General features: G+C 42.0%; 13 protein-coding genes and 2 pseudogenes. 13 read left to right on the top strand and 2 right to left on the bottom strand.

The window, feature by feature from the left end; all coding sequences use genetic code 11:
- Window positions 1–219 precede the first annotated feature (219 nt).
- The 5 genes from radC (at window position 220) to AB4185_RS08760 (ending at window position 2,948) form a co-directional block, all read left to right on the top strand.
- Window positions 220–696, top strand: coding sequence for a DNA repair protein RadC (radC, locus tag AB4185_RS08780; RefSeq protein ID WP_102333509.1), 477 nt, complete (start codon window positions 220–222; stop codon window positions 694–696).
- Window positions 693–1,118: a DUF2787 family protein gene (locus AB4185_RS08775; protein ID WP_102333510.1), complete on the top strand. Its 426-nt coding sequence runs from the start codon at window positions 693–695 to the stop codon at window positions 1,116–1,118. Before radC ends, AB4185_RS08775 begins: the two co-directional genes overlap by 4 nt.
- Before the next feature lie 26 nt (window positions 1,119–1,144).
- Window positions 1,145–1,573 carry a DUF2787 family protein gene (locus tag AB4185_RS08770; protein WP_017102422.1) on the top strand — a complete coding sequence of 143 codons (429 nt, stop codon included), beginning with the start codon at window positions 1,145–1,147 and terminating at the stop codon, window positions 1,571–1,573.
- 211 nt (window positions 1,574–1,784) lie between these two features.
- The gene (locus AB4185_RS08765; RefSeq protein ID WP_102333511.1) at window positions 1,785–2,345 is read left to right on the top strand and encodes a tyrosine-type recombinase/integrase; all 561 of its coding nucleotides are present in this window, start codon (window positions 1,785–1,787) and stop codon (window positions 2,343–2,345) included.
- Between the two features lie 102 nt (window positions 2,346–2,447).
- On the top strand, window positions 2,448–2,948 hold the full coding sequence (locus AB4185_RS08760; RefSeq protein WP_102333512.1) for a lecithin retinol acyltransferase family protein: 501 nt from the start codon (window positions 2,448–2,450) through the stop codon (window positions 2,946–2,948).
- A gap of 37 nt (window positions 2,949–2,985) precedes the next feature.
- Here AB4185_RS08760 and AB4185_RS08755 read toward each other — a convergent pair whose 3' ends face one another.
- A complete protein-coding gene (locus tag AB4185_RS08755) occupies window positions 2,986–3,642 on the bottom strand; it encodes an inovirus Gp2 family protein (protein WP_086714178.1) in 657 nt (218 codons plus the stop codon).
- Between the two features lie 393 nt (window positions 3,643–4,035).
- Between AB4185_RS08755 and AB4185_RS08750 the strand changes: the two genes are divergently transcribed.
- From AB4185_RS08750 to AB4185_RS08740, 3 genes are all read left to right on the top strand, one after another.
- A complete protein-coding gene (locus AB4185_RS08750; RefSeq protein ID WP_133154074.1) occupies window positions 4,036–5,034 on the top strand; it encodes a hypothetical protein in 999 nt (332 codons plus the stop codon).
- A gap of 896 nt (window positions 5,035–5,930) precedes the next feature.
- Complete coding sequence (gene ylqF, locus AB4185_RS08745) at window positions 5,931–6,875, top strand: ribosome biogenesis GTPase YlqF (RefSeq protein WP_372135350.1); 945 nt, start codon at window positions 5,931–5,933, stop codon at window positions 6,873–6,875.
- A gap of 282 nt (window positions 6,876–7,157) precedes the next feature.
- The gene (locus tag AB4185_RS08740) at window positions 7,158–8,183 is read left to right on the top strand and encodes a GGDEF domain-containing protein (protein ID WP_017070587.1); all 1,026 of its coding nucleotides are present in this window, start codon (window positions 7,158–7,160) and stop codon (window positions 8,181–8,183) included.
- A 169-nt stretch (window positions 8,184–8,352) separates the two neighbouring features.
- On the opposite strand, the gene AB4185_RS08735 is transcribed toward AB4185_RS08740, so the two are convergent.
- Entirely contained in the window at window positions 8,353–8,898 is a 546-nt protein-coding gene (locus AB4185_RS08735; RefSeq protein ID WP_017062600.1) for an N-acetyltransferase, read from the bottom strand.
- A gap of 166 nt (window positions 8,899–9,064) precedes the next feature.
- Between AB4185_RS08735 and AB4185_RS08730 the strand changes: the two genes are divergently transcribed.
- The 5 genes and pseudogenes from AB4185_RS08730 (at window position 9,065) to AB4185_RS08710 (ending at window position 14,460) form a co-directional block, all read left to right on the top strand.
- A complete protein-coding gene (locus AB4185_RS08730; RefSeq protein ID WP_137002044.1) occupies window positions 9,065–10,207 on the top strand; it encodes a fatty acid desaturase in 1,143 nt (380 codons plus the stop codon).
- A 279-nt stretch (window positions 10,208–10,486) separates the two neighbouring features.
- On the top strand, window positions 10,487–11,857 hold the full coding sequence (locus tag AB4185_RS08725) for an endonuclease/exonuclease/phosphatase family protein (RefSeq protein WP_065584769.1): 1,371 nt from the start codon (window positions 10,487–10,489) through the stop codon (window positions 11,855–11,857).
- A gap of 192 nt (window positions 11,858–12,049) precedes the next feature.
- Window positions 12,050–12,340, top strand: coding sequence for a putative quinol monooxygenase (locus AB4185_RS08720; protein WP_065584768.1), 291 nt, complete (start codon window positions 12,050–12,052; stop codon window positions 12,338–12,340).
- Between the two features lie 275 nt (window positions 12,341–12,615).
- A pseudogene (locus AB4185_RS08715) lies at window positions 12,616–13,517 on the top strand (hypothetical protein).
- A gap of 191 nt (window positions 13,518–13,708) precedes the next feature.
- Window positions 13,709–14,460: pseudogene (locus tag AB4185_RS08710) on the top strand (DUF481 domain-containing protein).
- The last annotated feature ends 53 nt before the right edge of the window (window positions 14,461–14,513 follow it).

Raw genomic sequence — 14,513 nt, 5'->3', positions numbered from 1 at the left:
TTTTATACTCTCCAGAGACTGAAAAGCCGATACATCCTTTGCACCAGCTAATTGTGTTGATTGTTCATTCGTCGCTCTATTGCGATTGCTACATAACAACGGCAAGAGAGTTATTTTTTACCTGTCTCTGGAAATACTCTCCTTCACACCCCGATTCAAAATGCTCTCAGATATATTTCATCAGTACGCATAACCAAACAGATAACCCAAGGAGCTCTTATGCGTAACGCCAACAACCAACACGATTACCCATTTAAAACTTCAGAGTTAAATGAACTGCTAGAACGTGCAGCCGACGCACTGGCTGCAAAATACAAACGTGAAGGCACGTTCACTAACCCAACTAATGTCAAAGAGTACTTAAAACTCAAATTAGGAGCTCATGACCGAGAAGTGTTTGCGGTGATGTTTCTTGATAACCAACATCAATTGATCAGTTTTGAAGAGTTGTTCTTTGGCACCATTGATGCTGCCTCTATTTACCCACGCGAAGTACTCAAAGCAGCACTAAACCATAACGCTGCTGCCGTCGTTTTTGCTCATAACCATCCTTCAGGTATTGCTGAGCCCTCTCAAGCAGATAGACGCATTACACAGCGTTTAGTAGATGCTCTCAAGCTGGTGGATATCCGAGTGTTGGACCACATCGTTGTGGGTGAGGATTATGTGTCATTTGCAGAAAAGGGGTGGATATGAATAAGTTTTCTATCTCTGGGGTAAATGATGAACTCGTTAGTCCCATGCATTGTTTTCTTGAAGCACTTATGTCTGAAAACGTCATCCCCAATACAGTCGAGCGGGTAGCGTTAAACATACGCTCTAAAGATATAAATAGTCGCTTTCAACCAATCGAAATTCAATTAGAGCGAACATCAAGCAAAACACCTTGGCAACTTCGCTTTATTGCCACCTTTGATGTGATGGTTACTGGTAAGCCACAAAAAGAGTTATCGCTGTATTTCAACTTCGCAGGGTGTTGGTTCTACCACCCAGAGATTAAGCAGTGCAACTTACAACGGCCAGAAGTTCAAACCTTACTTGCTAGCTGGCTTAAAGCCATCACTCACACTCTCATCACGCAACCGGCTATCTCAATCAACATCATATCCGTTCGTTAATCCTAACTTATTTCAAAGAGGTTCCTATGAATCAAGCAGCCAATCTGGCTATGTTCGCGTGCAAGCGAGCTAAGCCTTCACATCAACTGAAAGACTTAATCAAACGATCTATTGATGATGTTAATTACCGAGGAAAAATGACCATCTGTTTTCAAGATACCAATTACCACCCGAAGGACGGCGGCTTTCACCCTGTATCTATTACGGTAGATATCAAAGATAGCCATATCGCTCTTATTGAAATCACTGACCTTGTTTATGTGGGAACCGGTACACCAGAGCTCGTTCCTGACTTGGCTTTTGATTTTGCTAACAACGTCGCTTTCGCTCGTTTCAGCGGATGGCTTGGTATGTACCTGCAAGAAACAACCGAGCTATATGAAATGTGGGAGTGTAACTTTCTAGCTTATGTAGAAATGAACGCCTACGACCAAGTTCAGGTTGAGTACAGTTAATCATCACTCGTAGCAACCCTATCCACTAACCGTCCCGCTCCACTTCATATCACAAACATTCAGCACAACCACCAGCACAGAGCCAAAACGAGGCTGCTTCCCATATTGTTAAAACGGGAAGCTTCCATCCCTTGCTGTATAAGGGTTCTTTAATATCGTCTGCTCTGTGCTTCCCAAAACACCCTTCTACAGACAAAAAAGGAAGCAGACTATGGCTGAAGTCCAAGCAATTAAAGACGATGACACCATACGTATGGTTGGTCACTTATTGAGTATTCGTTGTCATCCACAAATGGCCGATGTATGGCATATCGGATTAAACCTAGCACTGAGGATTTCTGATTTGTTGTCGATTCGCTTTGAAGACATTCATGGCGACCGAGTCATTATTCGAGAGAGTAAAACCGGAAAGCTCGCCAACATTCAACTCAATACCAAAGCGCAGCAGCATATTGCTAGGTTGAGAGAGCAACATCCCGACCACATCTATTTGTTTCAATCCCACCGATGCCAACAGTTGAAAAACAAACCACCCCAGCCAATCTCACGACGCGCCGTGTCAATGGCGTTTCAGCAAGTAGGCCAAGAACTGAATATCGCTTTAGGTACTCACTCGATGAGAAAGACGCGAGGTTACTTTCTCTATCAATCCACAAAAGATATAGGACGTGTCATGAAAATGCTTCGTCACACATCTGAGGGAGTCACACTTCGCTATATAGGAATCACTCAAGATGAAGTCGATAAAGACTTTGTTTCTCTTGAACTTTAAACCTAATCATTTACTCAGGGGGCGGGACCGCTAATCCCTTATTAACATTAAGCTCAGAGCCCTTTTGAGTTTCGTTATCATCACATTTGAGAGGTAAATAACATGAATCCATATCACGCAATAGGGAGCTTTGTTGTAGGCAGCTTATCGAAAAGTTTAATCCAAAATTTATTCTGGAAAACCGACGGTCCAGTAAGGGGGAGCATTGTGTATTGCGATCTCGCATTTGGATATGCTGAGCATTCAGGTGTGTACATGGGAAATGGACGTATCATCCATCGTAATGGCAAAGGCCTTATCGAAGCTGCATCAATTCGTCAGTTTCTAGCAGATACCACAGCCCTTTCAATTTACGTCAGTTGCAACGCCCAAGGTAGAGCCGTTGGCAATGAGTCTACTGTTCAAATAGCAGGCGCTATGCTTGATGTACAAACAGACTATTCCCTGTTAAATGAAAACTGCCATCAGTTCTGTAGCCACTGCCTAAGTGGTGACATCTTCTCAAATACCTTCACCTTGACTCAGCTTAAACGTGACGCTCTTTTGCACATTCAAGCGAGTCAATGGCGCGTGTGGGACTTGAGGGATCGTCACAAAGGATAAGGGGATTCTCTCCCCTTTTTTAATCTCTTAGTCGAGGTTACCTAGTGCTACAGCCAAAGCAACGATGCCCCTCGCCATAGCGCTTAGTTCTCTTCTTTGCTAGATAGCTAATTCGATAAAACAGCTTACTGTACCAATAAGAAAAATCTTTGTGGTTTGAATCCAGGTGATAACCATGATTTCTCGGGAAGTAGACCAAACGACAAACATCTTCGGCTGCACAGCCAAGCGCACTCGCCCAGGATTTTATCACTAAAGCGGCTAAGCTATCTTGCCCTGAGTAGTCACCTGCCTTGCAAAAGCGCTCTTTATTGAGAAACAGAACTAAATGGTAATGATCGTTACATGATGTATCACGCTCTCTTACCCAAGCATACCTGACATTACAGGAATGTACTCTTTTTCGCTCTCCACGTATCTTTCGCGCCTGAGCTTCAATTCTGGCGCTTAAAGACTCTGTAAAGCGTTTCATCAAGTTTGTTCGTCTAAGGTTATAACTAACAATTTCATCTCGGCTAAGACAATCAAAGAAACTATCATCGACTGGCAATCTGAGATCAATTCGAATAGCGTACACTCGCGTGTATTCTTCAAGCGCACTGTTCATTGTAGTAAGCAATCTATCGAGATAGAGCATGTTATTTTCTTCCTGCGAACCTTGAATAGTTAGTCCATGGTAAGTTGATTCTTTCATGAGTTAGTTCCTGTGTTGTTTATCTACAGGTATCCCCACTCATCTTATTTTTTACCTTATCTCTATCACCTACTTAGGGTAGGTGTAACGCTTATAGTTACCCACCTTACTATCAGATAATAGTCATACCGACACTCCTGCTCTTCAGCTACTTGGTCACAAACCTTATAGGACAATGCTGCACGTAATACGGGTGTCCTGTAATCCACTCAGAAGTTATGTACATCTAGCCTAGTTCCGCTCACCGTTCAGAGCAACAATACCAATGAATTGCCACAATAAAATGCAGAATAACCTCACTAATAACTCACACTAAAACCACATAATAACCACCAAAAAATCACATATATATCACTAAAATTACTACACAGTAATTATAATTAATGATATATATTGGATACTGAACTTAACGACAGAGGCATATCAACTATGGCTTTTCACGTACCTAAAGAACCATTTAATGCTTATTCCTTCCGCGAATGCAGCTTCTATATCAACTACCTAAATCAAGCCCTTAATCAGGATACTTTTCAATCGGTGGAAGGTTTCAGTAGCGTTCAAGAATGTTTGAATGCTCTTAGACAGGAATTATCCTACCTAGAAAAAAATGGGAAAATTAACAGTAATCACATTAAGAAAATGAAGACTGATTTTCAAAACTGTCAACTATCTGGTGAGGATTTTTTATGGCTCCATAACTCAGATGAACGTTTCTGTAACTGGGTATGGTGTTATCTGAGGGAACAAAGCAAGATATTTGACAGAATTAAGTTTCGAGATCAGCTTAGAAGAGGTAACTCCAACAAAATAAAACTACATGACTTTGGCCTCGATCTTGATATTGGCAGAAACTTTGATGGATTATCACATGACGCTTTTAAGCCAATGAGTAATAATTTCACTGCAAGGAAAAGCAATATCATTGATAGCTTTCGGAGTTCCGAACTAGAACTATCACAGCAGCGTAAAGTTATTCAAACACTGCTAAACACTTGGGAGTCCATTCTGGAAGATACGAGAATGTCAGCCTGGCTTGAAGAAAACCAAACAGCTCAAAGCAATTGGTCATGGAAGTATATAAAAGATACAGGTTACAGACTTCAGTCAAAAGTCTGGAGCGTTTCAAGCGAACAAGACAAAAGAGCCGCTATTGTTGCGATTTTCGATATGCTTCACGATAAGCCAGATCGTAAATCACTCTTGATTGGTAAAATGAAGCGCGCATGGAGTCAAAAAAAGTTTCGAGATAAATGTAATGGTAAGAGGCCCTATAGCGTATCGATGACAGACAGGACGAAAAAGCGATTGATGTGGTTGGTCGAACAAGAAGACAGTAGCATCAATGAAATCATAAAAAATCTCATTGATATGCGCTTTGAGCAACTGAAATAGCACAAGTTGTGGTTGCAATGCGACACTCTCGTTAACAAAAAATCAAACCTTTTTTTAAATAACAAAAAAGTCAACACTGAAAATCAGAATACTAACTGCTTTCAGCCTCAATTCACAACCTTCAATAAGGCCCTATTTATAGGGCTTTTCTTTATTTTCGTCCATCTGGTGCCCATAGTTATACGTTAAAAAACCGAATTCAAGTCCAAAAGCGAAACTTCACCATTTAAGTAACCACGCATATTTCTCTGAACATGAAGGCTCATTGCCAAAAACTCGAGACACTTCTTCGGCCTGCAATTAAGCATCTAATGTTTTGCCAATCGCTTCGAGATTCTTAAAATAACGATCATTGTCGGCTGTAAACCGTGCCTTCATGCCTTTTGTAAGGCATCAGTATATTCAAGGTTGTCTCTCTGCGACGCCTTTATCTAATTTACAGTACCCTCATAATAGCTACAACTTTAATCCTTTTACCTTTGCGATACTCTTTATGTCCTTGCCTAAAGTGTCGGCAGAGCTTATCTTTATTAGCCTTCTCTTCAGCTATATATCAATAAATCAGCACATGCCTCCTGGGTATTCCTACACCCGTTAAAACTCCTAAAATTTAGTCTGGACTCCAGTTACGCCCAACCAACAATCTGATGAGCTGAACCCGTTCAAGTAGAATGATGTATTTCGCAGACAGCTTCCACCTACCTAAGTGAAATTTATTAAATTGACTATGATTTTCGTCCAAACAGTTAAAGTGTTAAAATGATCACAACAATGTTGATGGGGCTTAAGGTGGTCGTAAAAATACTTCTAGTCCCCCCACTATCTGATTTTTTCTTTTGGTACCCCACCTGATACCCCATCAGATTTACCATAAAAACAAAAGGTATATTTTTCATATGGTTGCAAGTAAAATCCAATGGTTTCCGGGTCACATGCATAAAGCCCGTAAAGAAATCGAAGAAGTTATCCCACAAGTTGATGTGATCATCGAAGTACTGGACGCTCGTATCCCGTTCAGTAGTGAAAACCCAATGATCTCTTCACTGCGCGGCGATAAGCCTTGTGTAAAAGTGCTAAACAAGCGTGACCTTGCAGATCCTGAACTGACTCAACGTTGGATTGAGCACTTCGAGAAGGAGCAAGGCGTTAAAGCGATTGCGATTACGACTAGCGTAAAAGAAGAAGTTAACCACGTTATGGAGCTGGTACGTAAACTGGCACCGCACCGTGAACAGATGGGCAAAAACATTCGTACAATGATCATGGGCATCCCGAACGTGGGTAAATCGACCATCATCAACTGCTTGGCTGGACGTACGATTGCGGTTACTGGTAACCAACCTGCGGTAACTCGTCGCCAACAACGTATCAATCTGCAAAATGGCGTGATCCTTTCAGATACTCCAGGAATCCTTTGGCCTAAAGTAGAAAACCCACACAGTGGCTTCCGCTTGGCTGCAACAGGTGCTGTAAAAGATACAGCAATGGAATACGATGAAGTGGCATTTTACACAGTAGAGTACCTAGCAAAGCAGTACCCTAACCTTTTGCAAGAGCGTTACCAAATTGAAGATCTGCCAGAGTCTGACATCGAATTGATGGAAGCAATTGGTCGTAAGCGTGGTGCACTTCGTGCCGGTGGTCATATCGACATTCACAAATGTTCAGAAATCCTGCTTCACGAATTGCGTAATGGCACTTTAGGTAAGGTAACGCTTGAGTTGCCAGAAATGATCACACAAGAGCTGATCGAAGTTGAAGAAGCGGCTGCGCTGAAAGCGGAACAACAGATTAAGAAAAAAGAAGAGCGTCGTAAGCGTTACCTGAAGAACAAGCGTTAATCGCGATTAGTTTTTATAATCTGCTTTAATTTCTGTTTACCACTCTTACACCAGCCTCTAGATATTCACGCTCTATCGATAATAGAGCGTGAATATTGCCCGCTACCGTTTGTTGATCTAGCTAACATACTGACAAATCTATAGAAATGGTCGTTTACAATCCCAAAGACTGTGACATACTACGCAAATTATTGTGTATCAATCTCGGCTAATTTCTCAATGCGCTCTTATTCTGGGTTCAAGAATCAAAGATTTAAAACCTATTTCGATAATGAAATTTATTTGCCGTACATAAATTTCATCTACATCCCTATCTCAATATTCTGTGCTTTTATCGTCACCGACTACATCCACTTTGGTAGCGAGTGCATTACGCCTATCATTTTCCGAGTCATACTTTTTTTATTGATGATGGCCGCCGCCAGATACTGTATTACAAACAAACCCAACGTTTTGGAACTCGTAGAAAGTGCCTTCCTTGTAATTAGCTCACTTTTCTTGGTCTATGTCGGTCGACTAGCCATCGAGCTGAACAACTTCGATTACCAAGGTGGCATCATTTTAGTGATGATCTACATTGGTACGTTTTCAAGATTGTCAGCCAGATACAGTATATCTACGCTGTCGTTTATCTTTTTGGCTTATCTCATCGGCCTTGCGCCACTGCTTTATGAAGCGGAGCCAGAGCATGAAATAGAAACAATTTCCGTTTATATCTCGGCTTACATCCTAATCTCAGCGGCCTGTGTTAGACGTGACCTGGAAGTACACAAACGTTTCGCTCAATCCGAGCAACTCCGCAAACAAGCGATTCAGCTTCGCAAACAATCTAATATGTTCGAGGCCCTTTCCTATCAAGACGCACTAACGGGCTGCTACAACCGCCTTTATCTTCATCAGGTGATAGAACCGAGCATAGACCGTCAGCGATCCATTACATCGCTCATGATAGATATTGATCATTTCAAATCGATTAACGACACCTACGGCCATCAAATGGGTGACATGGTGATTAAAGAACTGGCCGATGAGATTCAAAAACGACTACCGACTAGCAGTAACTGCTTTCGATACGGCGGTGAAGAGTTTTTGGTGCTGGTCCAAGGAGAAACCGAGGCTTCAATTGAATCGCTGGTTAATGCCCTTTTAGAATCCCCTACTCGCCTTAGATTAGAAGTAACAATTTCAATCGGTGTGAAACATGCCCCTCAAGCCCTTGGTTCTGTCGAGCAGCTTATCGACGACGCTGACCAAGCACTCTACATTTCGAAAAAAGGCGGTAGGAATAAGATCACATGGTGTGATTAATCGCCCAATATTTCACGCATCTTTGCGAATCATTAAAACGACCACTAATTCAATCAAAAAAGCCCCGAGCAACTTAATACTCGGGGCTTTTGTCTTTGTTCTTCTGCTTTAAAATAGCTTCGTTAAGAACCTGCTACTCAGCAAAAAAACAGTATTCAACAAGAATCGACTAAGAATACACAACGCTCGCTGTTTTCTGTTCAAGTTCAACGGGAGAGCTCCAAGAAATCACTTTTTCATTCACTTGGCTGCCACATGGTGCGTTCCAAACTTGCTCTAGTTCTTCTTTGCCACCAATCGCCTGATAAAAAGCAATCGCTTGGTGGTTCTCAGACATCACCTCTAGGTAAAGCCCTGAGTCCGAATAGTATTGCTGCAACCACTTCGACAATTCAGACAACAGACGCTTGCCTACACCTCGTCCACGATAATTATTATCTACATGTAACGCATCGATGAACGTACCACGCTCAAAGTTGTGATTACCGAACGCGCAGACAAAACCAACCAGTAAACCGCCTTCCTCAAGCAATAAAACATGTTGGTTGAAAGGAGGATTAATCAAACGAGTCTGCCAAATAACAGATCTGTCCTCCAAAACATCATGTTCTAGGTAATCATCAGCAAGAATGCCACGGTAATATAGCTTCCAGCTATCCGCGTGTAATTGGGCAATCCGCTCATAATCTTTATATTCAGCTACCTTAATTTCCATTTATTAGCCCTTAGTACTTCCATTTATGACTTGCTACTACATTTCACACTACCTTTATACAATATTTAAGCAAAACATACTAATACACGTTTACACTTTCAATATTGACTTACACGTGTACGCTGATATTCTAGCGCACAGATGTAAGCCCAATGGAAATTTGCTAATGAATAGTGCCGACAAACAATCTACAAAAAAGCCGCCATTAATCTGGCTCAATATTTTTGTGTTCTCTTTTAGTATGCTGCTTGCTGTTGTAGCGGCTCCCGTTTATGGCTACTTTTTTGGCTATGGCATGGAGCACTGGATATGGCTAGCAATCTGCTTTACGTTCTGTAACCTTTCAATCACGACAGGTTATCACCGCTTATGGTCACATAAAGCGTTTGAAGCGCATTCAAGCCTAAGATTCCTGTTTGCATTAGGTGGTGCATTTGCCCTGCAGAACAGCGCGCTACACTGGTCTTCTGATCACCGTGTTCACCACAAGCATGTCGATAACAACGACAAAGACCCATACTCTGCAAAACGTGGATTTTGGTACTCACACATTGGCTGGATGGTTCGTAATTACAGCACCTCAATGTACGAAAACTACGAAAACTGCCGTGACCTTAAAAAAGATAAGATTGTTATGTGGCAGCACAAGCACTATGTTCTGTTAGCATTACTAATGAATTTCGGTGTTCCTATCGCTTTAGGTGTGATTTACGGTGACGTGATTGGCATGTTGTTAATCGTAGGTGCAGTTCGTTTGGTACTTAACCACCACACAACATTCTTTATTAACTCTCTTGCTCACATCTGGGGTAGCCAACCTTTTACTGACAAAAACACAGCGCGTGATAACGGTGTGTTAGCAGTACTCACTTTCGGCGAAGGCTACCACAACTTCCACCACATCTTTGAGAACGACTACCGTAACGGCATCTACTGGTGGCAATACGATCCAACAAAATGGTTGATTAAGAGTGCTTCGTTGATGGGACTGGCAAGTAAGCTTAAGAAAACCCCTCAAGCTCGTATTGAGAAAGCTGAAGCGTCAATGTTACTTAAACGCACCCAGCAAAAAATCATGCATCGTGCCGACAAGCAACAAATCGCAGAGAAGCTTCAACAAGAGTTTGATGCTCTAGTATCAAACATGAACGAATATTACGAAGTTAAAAAACAGCTACTTGAAAGCAAGCGCGAAGACGTTGTGAAGAAGTACGAACACTCTGTTCTTAAGGTTCGTTATCAGCAAATCAAAATGAATTTCGAACAACAGAAGAAAAATTGGGCGATGACAGTGGAACAATATGCTTAAAGCAAAAAAATACGCTTAACACACCAATAACAACACAGTTTGATTCTTATTCTGAAGCCCTTATATTGCTATGAGGGCTTTTTTAATTCACAGTTCTAATTAAATTTATGAATTTTAAGTCTTTATTCTAATTACAGACACTAGTTCCAAATGTCACATTTTCAATGCAACAAGATATCACTTCAGAGCCTTGCCTGTGACAAGAATCACTTACAGAATGATATCCATCTCATAACATGCGCGTCCCAAATTTCTTTCAGCATTTAGCGGACCCACTTTATGAAATTGTTAAAAACATCTATCGCTTTCGCCATCTCTTCTGCACTTTTGATTGGTTGCAGCAGTGACACAGATTACGTTCAACCTGAAGAAGTAAAGATCGCGACTTATAACTTGTCTTTTGATCGTGCCACCTTCGAAGACCTTGTAACAGAAATGCAGATTGAACCAAGCGCTCAAACAAAACTAGTAACCGACTATTTGGATAACACGATTGATGACGCTGACAAAGTAACAGCTGCCAAGGTTATCCAGATCCGCAACGTCGCTGCCGTGATTCAAAAGAATCGACCTGATGTGCTGATGATGGCTGAATTTAACAATAATGGTACTGGTACCGACAAATCAGCGCTCGAAGGCTTCCAGAAGAACTACCTTTCTGTTGCTCAAAGTATCGAAGGTGCAGGTGGCGACGCGAACCTAGAACCAATTTCATATCCATATTTTGAAAGCTACTCGACCAATACAGGTTTGTTGAACGAATTTGGTTTTGATTTAGACAATGACGGTAATTTTGGAACACTTCCCGGTGATGCGTGGGGCTTCGGTTTCTACCATGGTCAGTATGCGTTTGCTCTAATGTCTAAATATGAGATAGACACGGCCAACACTCGCACATTCCAAGAATTTAAATGGAAAGATCTTGAAGGTGCAACCATCCCAACAATCACAGTTTGTGATGATCCTAGTAAGTTCCCTGTCGGCATGAACTGTGGCGACGAGTGGTACACAGCAGCTGAATGGGAAGAAGTTCGTCTATCGTCAAAAAACCACGTTGACGCGCCGATCCTAATTCCAACTAAAAACGGGACAGAAACCGTTCACTTGTTGATGTCACACCCTACTCCTCCAGCTTTTGATGTGGGTAAGAACATTGAGCAAAACGCAGCGGAAGTCGACTTCTGGCACCAATACATCCAAAACAAGTCGTTCATCTATGATGACACTGGAAAAACAGGTGGCCTAGAGCAAGGCAAGCACTTTGTTATGATGGGTGACCAAAACCTAGATCCTGTTGATGGCGACGGCATTAGCTCTGTAATGCAAGATTTGCATAACGACTCGTTAGTTAACCAAGACGTCACCAATGGCAGCTTGTATCCAACAAGTTATGGCGCAGCTGAACATGCGGTAGATAAATCATCGTCTCACCCACAACCGAACCGTATCACTTCAACATTTGGACTTGCTGTAGATTACGCACTGCCTTCAGCAACACTTAACATCGTTGATTCTGGTGTTTACTGGGCCGCTTCTTATGAAGAAGGACGCAAGCTATTCAATGACTCACGAATTGGTGATTATGGTAACGGTAAAGATGTTTCATCTGACCACCGCATGATCTGGGTAAAGGCTGATTTCAGTAACTAATTCATTCACTTTTTAAAATGCCCGGCTTAGTGTCGGGCTTTCTTATGAGCGTAATTCATTAAAAATCTCGCGATTACAAAGAGAATTATGGACACAAACAGCCATAGTCATTGGATAGATCGTATCTTTTTCTTTGGTTTATAGATACTTATATTACCCGGACCCAGAGATTTATTGCCCTAGGAATTCACAATGACTAAGCTAACCATTATTGCAACGATCGTCTCTAAAGAAGATAAAACTGAGCTAGTTAAATCAGAGATGATTAAATTGATCGATAAAACCCGCTCCGAAGAAGGCTGTATCAACTACGACCTCCATCAAGATAACAGTAACCCTGCTCACTTCGTTTTTCATGAGAACTGGGATTCTGAAGCTCATCTAGAGAAACACTTAGCGAGCCAACACATCGCCGAGTACATGGCTGCGACTGAAAACTGTATTGAAACCTTTGTGATTAACAAAATGACGCACATTGCCTAACCAGTCACTCAGTACTGATTCAATAAAAACCCTGCTTTCAACGCAGGGTTTCGCTTTTCTTGCCTGTCATGTTGTTTCGAGTTCATTTTGTGCCAGGCTCGATGTGCCGCTTCCTCCCTCATAAACAGAAGCTAATCTCTCCACAGTCGAAATATTCCTAAACCAATATCAAGTAACCTCACGAAAGATCATTCACATTCATTTAAATGCTGTTCGCGCGCTTTGACCATAAACTAAGCGCCAAATTACAAGAACAACAGTCGACAGGAATGTAGATGAATACCAAACAACTTGAGGACGCTGTAAGTGAAGTGAACTTATTCAATCAGCACCTATACTTAATCCAATCCGTGCATACCATTCCGGCCCCAAAAATGAATTGGGAGTCGATTGCGATGGAGCCTGCTCCGGTAATGCCAACAGTTCGATTCGATCATAAAGTCAAAGCCATGGAAGCACTCGATGAGTACAAGCCTAGCTGGCTAGATATGCTGCTAGGCAACAAGTCGAAATTGTACACCCTCACCAACAATATTGAGCGTGCCGCCGAACAAGACATCGAGCAATACAAGACAGAGTTTGTACATTGGGTTCAAAGCTACAGCTACAGCTACTGGGCCAAGGGCAACCAATTATCGAAAGGTATATTAAACAACGATAGTGAAGCAAAACTATCAGCCCTTTCCGAAGCTCAACAAAACCCGATTAACGCTGCGGTAGTCGACATTAAGCTGATTAACCATAACTTTAATACCTATAAGAATGGTCACCTGCTAGAAATCAATATTCAGGTCAATAAACATAACGTGATCCCTAAAGAAAAAAGGTATTGTGCCAAGGTGAAGTGAAGCTTGAGACGATGTCTGTTTCTGAAGGCAATGCCTTATATCGAGAGTATGTCTGCAGCTGTATTCTTAAGTGCGCGCAAGATGCTTTCAATGTGTTACCCGAGACGAGCGTTGTGATCAATGTTGAACAGATTTCAGCTGATCAATCGAGCGAAACCATCGTTTCATGCCATGTCGAACAAGGACTACTTGAGTTCTTGTTAATCGAAGACGATAAACCCTCTGAGATACTTGAATTTTTTGTCCACATTGAAGATTTCAATCCTCATCGAGGTAACGGATTCTCTGCGATAAAAACGATTTTTTCGCCTTTGCCTATGGCGTCATAACTCACGCGCATTTTCGATTCAATCAATTACGGCTCTTCACGACTAGCCTTGCGTTCGTCGTGTCCAATCACCTTATATACCAAATCATTATGTCGACACACGCTATCCCACAAACAACGCGCCCATTAACAAACACAGTTTTATACACACGCTCCCTAGCAAAGCTGCCTCTATTTCTCATCGCGTTCTCTATGCCCGTATTTGGAGAAGAGGTTGAAGAAGTAGTACTCGAGGACGACGTTGTATTAAGCGAAGCTTCTGAGGTATAAGAAGAAACTGAAGAATCCCCTTTTACGCCCCTGACCAAGCTCGGGTTTATCTACTCGCAAAACACCAGTTCATCTTTGTCGATCAACTCTGGAATCTCTGTTGGATACAAAAAGAGAACTGGGGCCAACGAGTTCAGTTTGATACCTACTATACCGATGCTGAAAACGATGAAGACGGCACCAATCGCTATACCACCAACTATGGCATCAGCTATGACTTGAACGAAGTCACCTATTTGGTCGCAACAACACGTTTTGAACACGACCACTTTGGTACTTATCGTAAGCAATTTATAACGGCTACAGGATTGGGTCGCCACTTTTATGATACTGAAAGAATCAAACTTCAAGGCTCTGCTGGTCCGGGTTACCGAATCAGTCAACGGCAATCCTCCGATGAAGAGTTCCCGAACAAAGAGAACTATGAACTAATCGTGAATGCCAGTGTTGATGGCTCTCTGACGATCACAGAAACGTTTTCTATGTGGGCAACGGCTAACATGGCTTACGGTGAAGAGAACACCAATTACAACCTCAAAGGCTATCTAAAGAACATATTGATGGGCAATTTGGCGCTGACTTTTGATACCGAATACATCTACAACACCACTGTCGCATCAGACCAAAGTAACGCCGAAATCTACAGCTCAATGAATCTAAACTACGACTTCTAACCGCTCTCCTCACTTAATCTAGCCCACAACAGCAAAAGGCCCTCACAATGAGG

It is taken from the genome of Vibrio sp. 10N.286.48.F5 (assembly GCF_041469785.1).
In the GTDB taxonomy this organism is placed as follows: Bacteria; Pseudomonadota; Gammaproteobacteria; order Enterobacterales; family Vibrionaceae; genus Vibrio; species Vibrio crassostreae_C.
This window is presented reverse-complemented; position numbering and strand designations above follow the sequence as displayed.

Coding starts and splice junctions, on each gene's coding strand:
- radC (WP_102333509.1), top strand. CDS start 220: ATGCGTAACGCCAACAACCAACACGATTACCCATTTAAAACTTCAGAG.
- AB4185_RS08775 (WP_102333510.1), top strand. CDS start 693: ATGAATAAGTTTTCTATCTCTGGGGTAAATGATGAACTCGTTAGTCCC.
- AB4185_RS08770 (WP_017102422.1), top strand. CDS start 1,145: ATGAATCAAGCAGCCAATCTGGCTATGTTCGCGTGCAAGCGAGCTAAG.
- AB4185_RS08765 (WP_102333511.1), top strand. CDS start 1,785: ATGGCTGAAGTCCAAGCAATTAAAGACGATGACACCATACGTATGGTT.
- AB4185_RS08760 (WP_102333512.1), top strand. CDS start 2,448: ATGAATCCATATCACGCAATAGGGAGCTTTGTTGTAGGCAGCTTATCG.
- AB4185_RS08755 (WP_086714178.1), bottom strand. CDS start 3,642: ATGAAAGAATCAACTTACCATGGACTAACTATTCAAGGTTCGCAGGAA.
- ylqF (WP_372135350.1), top strand. CDS start 5,931: ATGGTTGCAAGTAAAATCCAATGGTTTCCGGGTCACATGCATAAAGCC.
- AB4185_RS08735 (WP_017062600.1), bottom strand. CDS start 8,898: ATGGAAATTAAGGTAGCTGAATATAAAGATTATGAGCGGATTGCCCAA.
- AB4185_RS08730 (WP_137002044.1), top strand. CDS start 9,065: ATGAATAGTGCCGACAAACAATCTACAAAAAAGCCGCCATTAATCTGG.
- AB4185_RS08725 (WP_065584769.1), top strand. CDS start 10,487: ATGAAATTGTTAAAAACATCTATCGCTTTCGCCATCTCTTCTGCACTT.
- AB4185_RS08720 (WP_065584768.1), top strand. CDS start 12,050: ATGACTAAGCTAACCATTATTGCAACGATCGTCTCTAAAGAAGATAAA.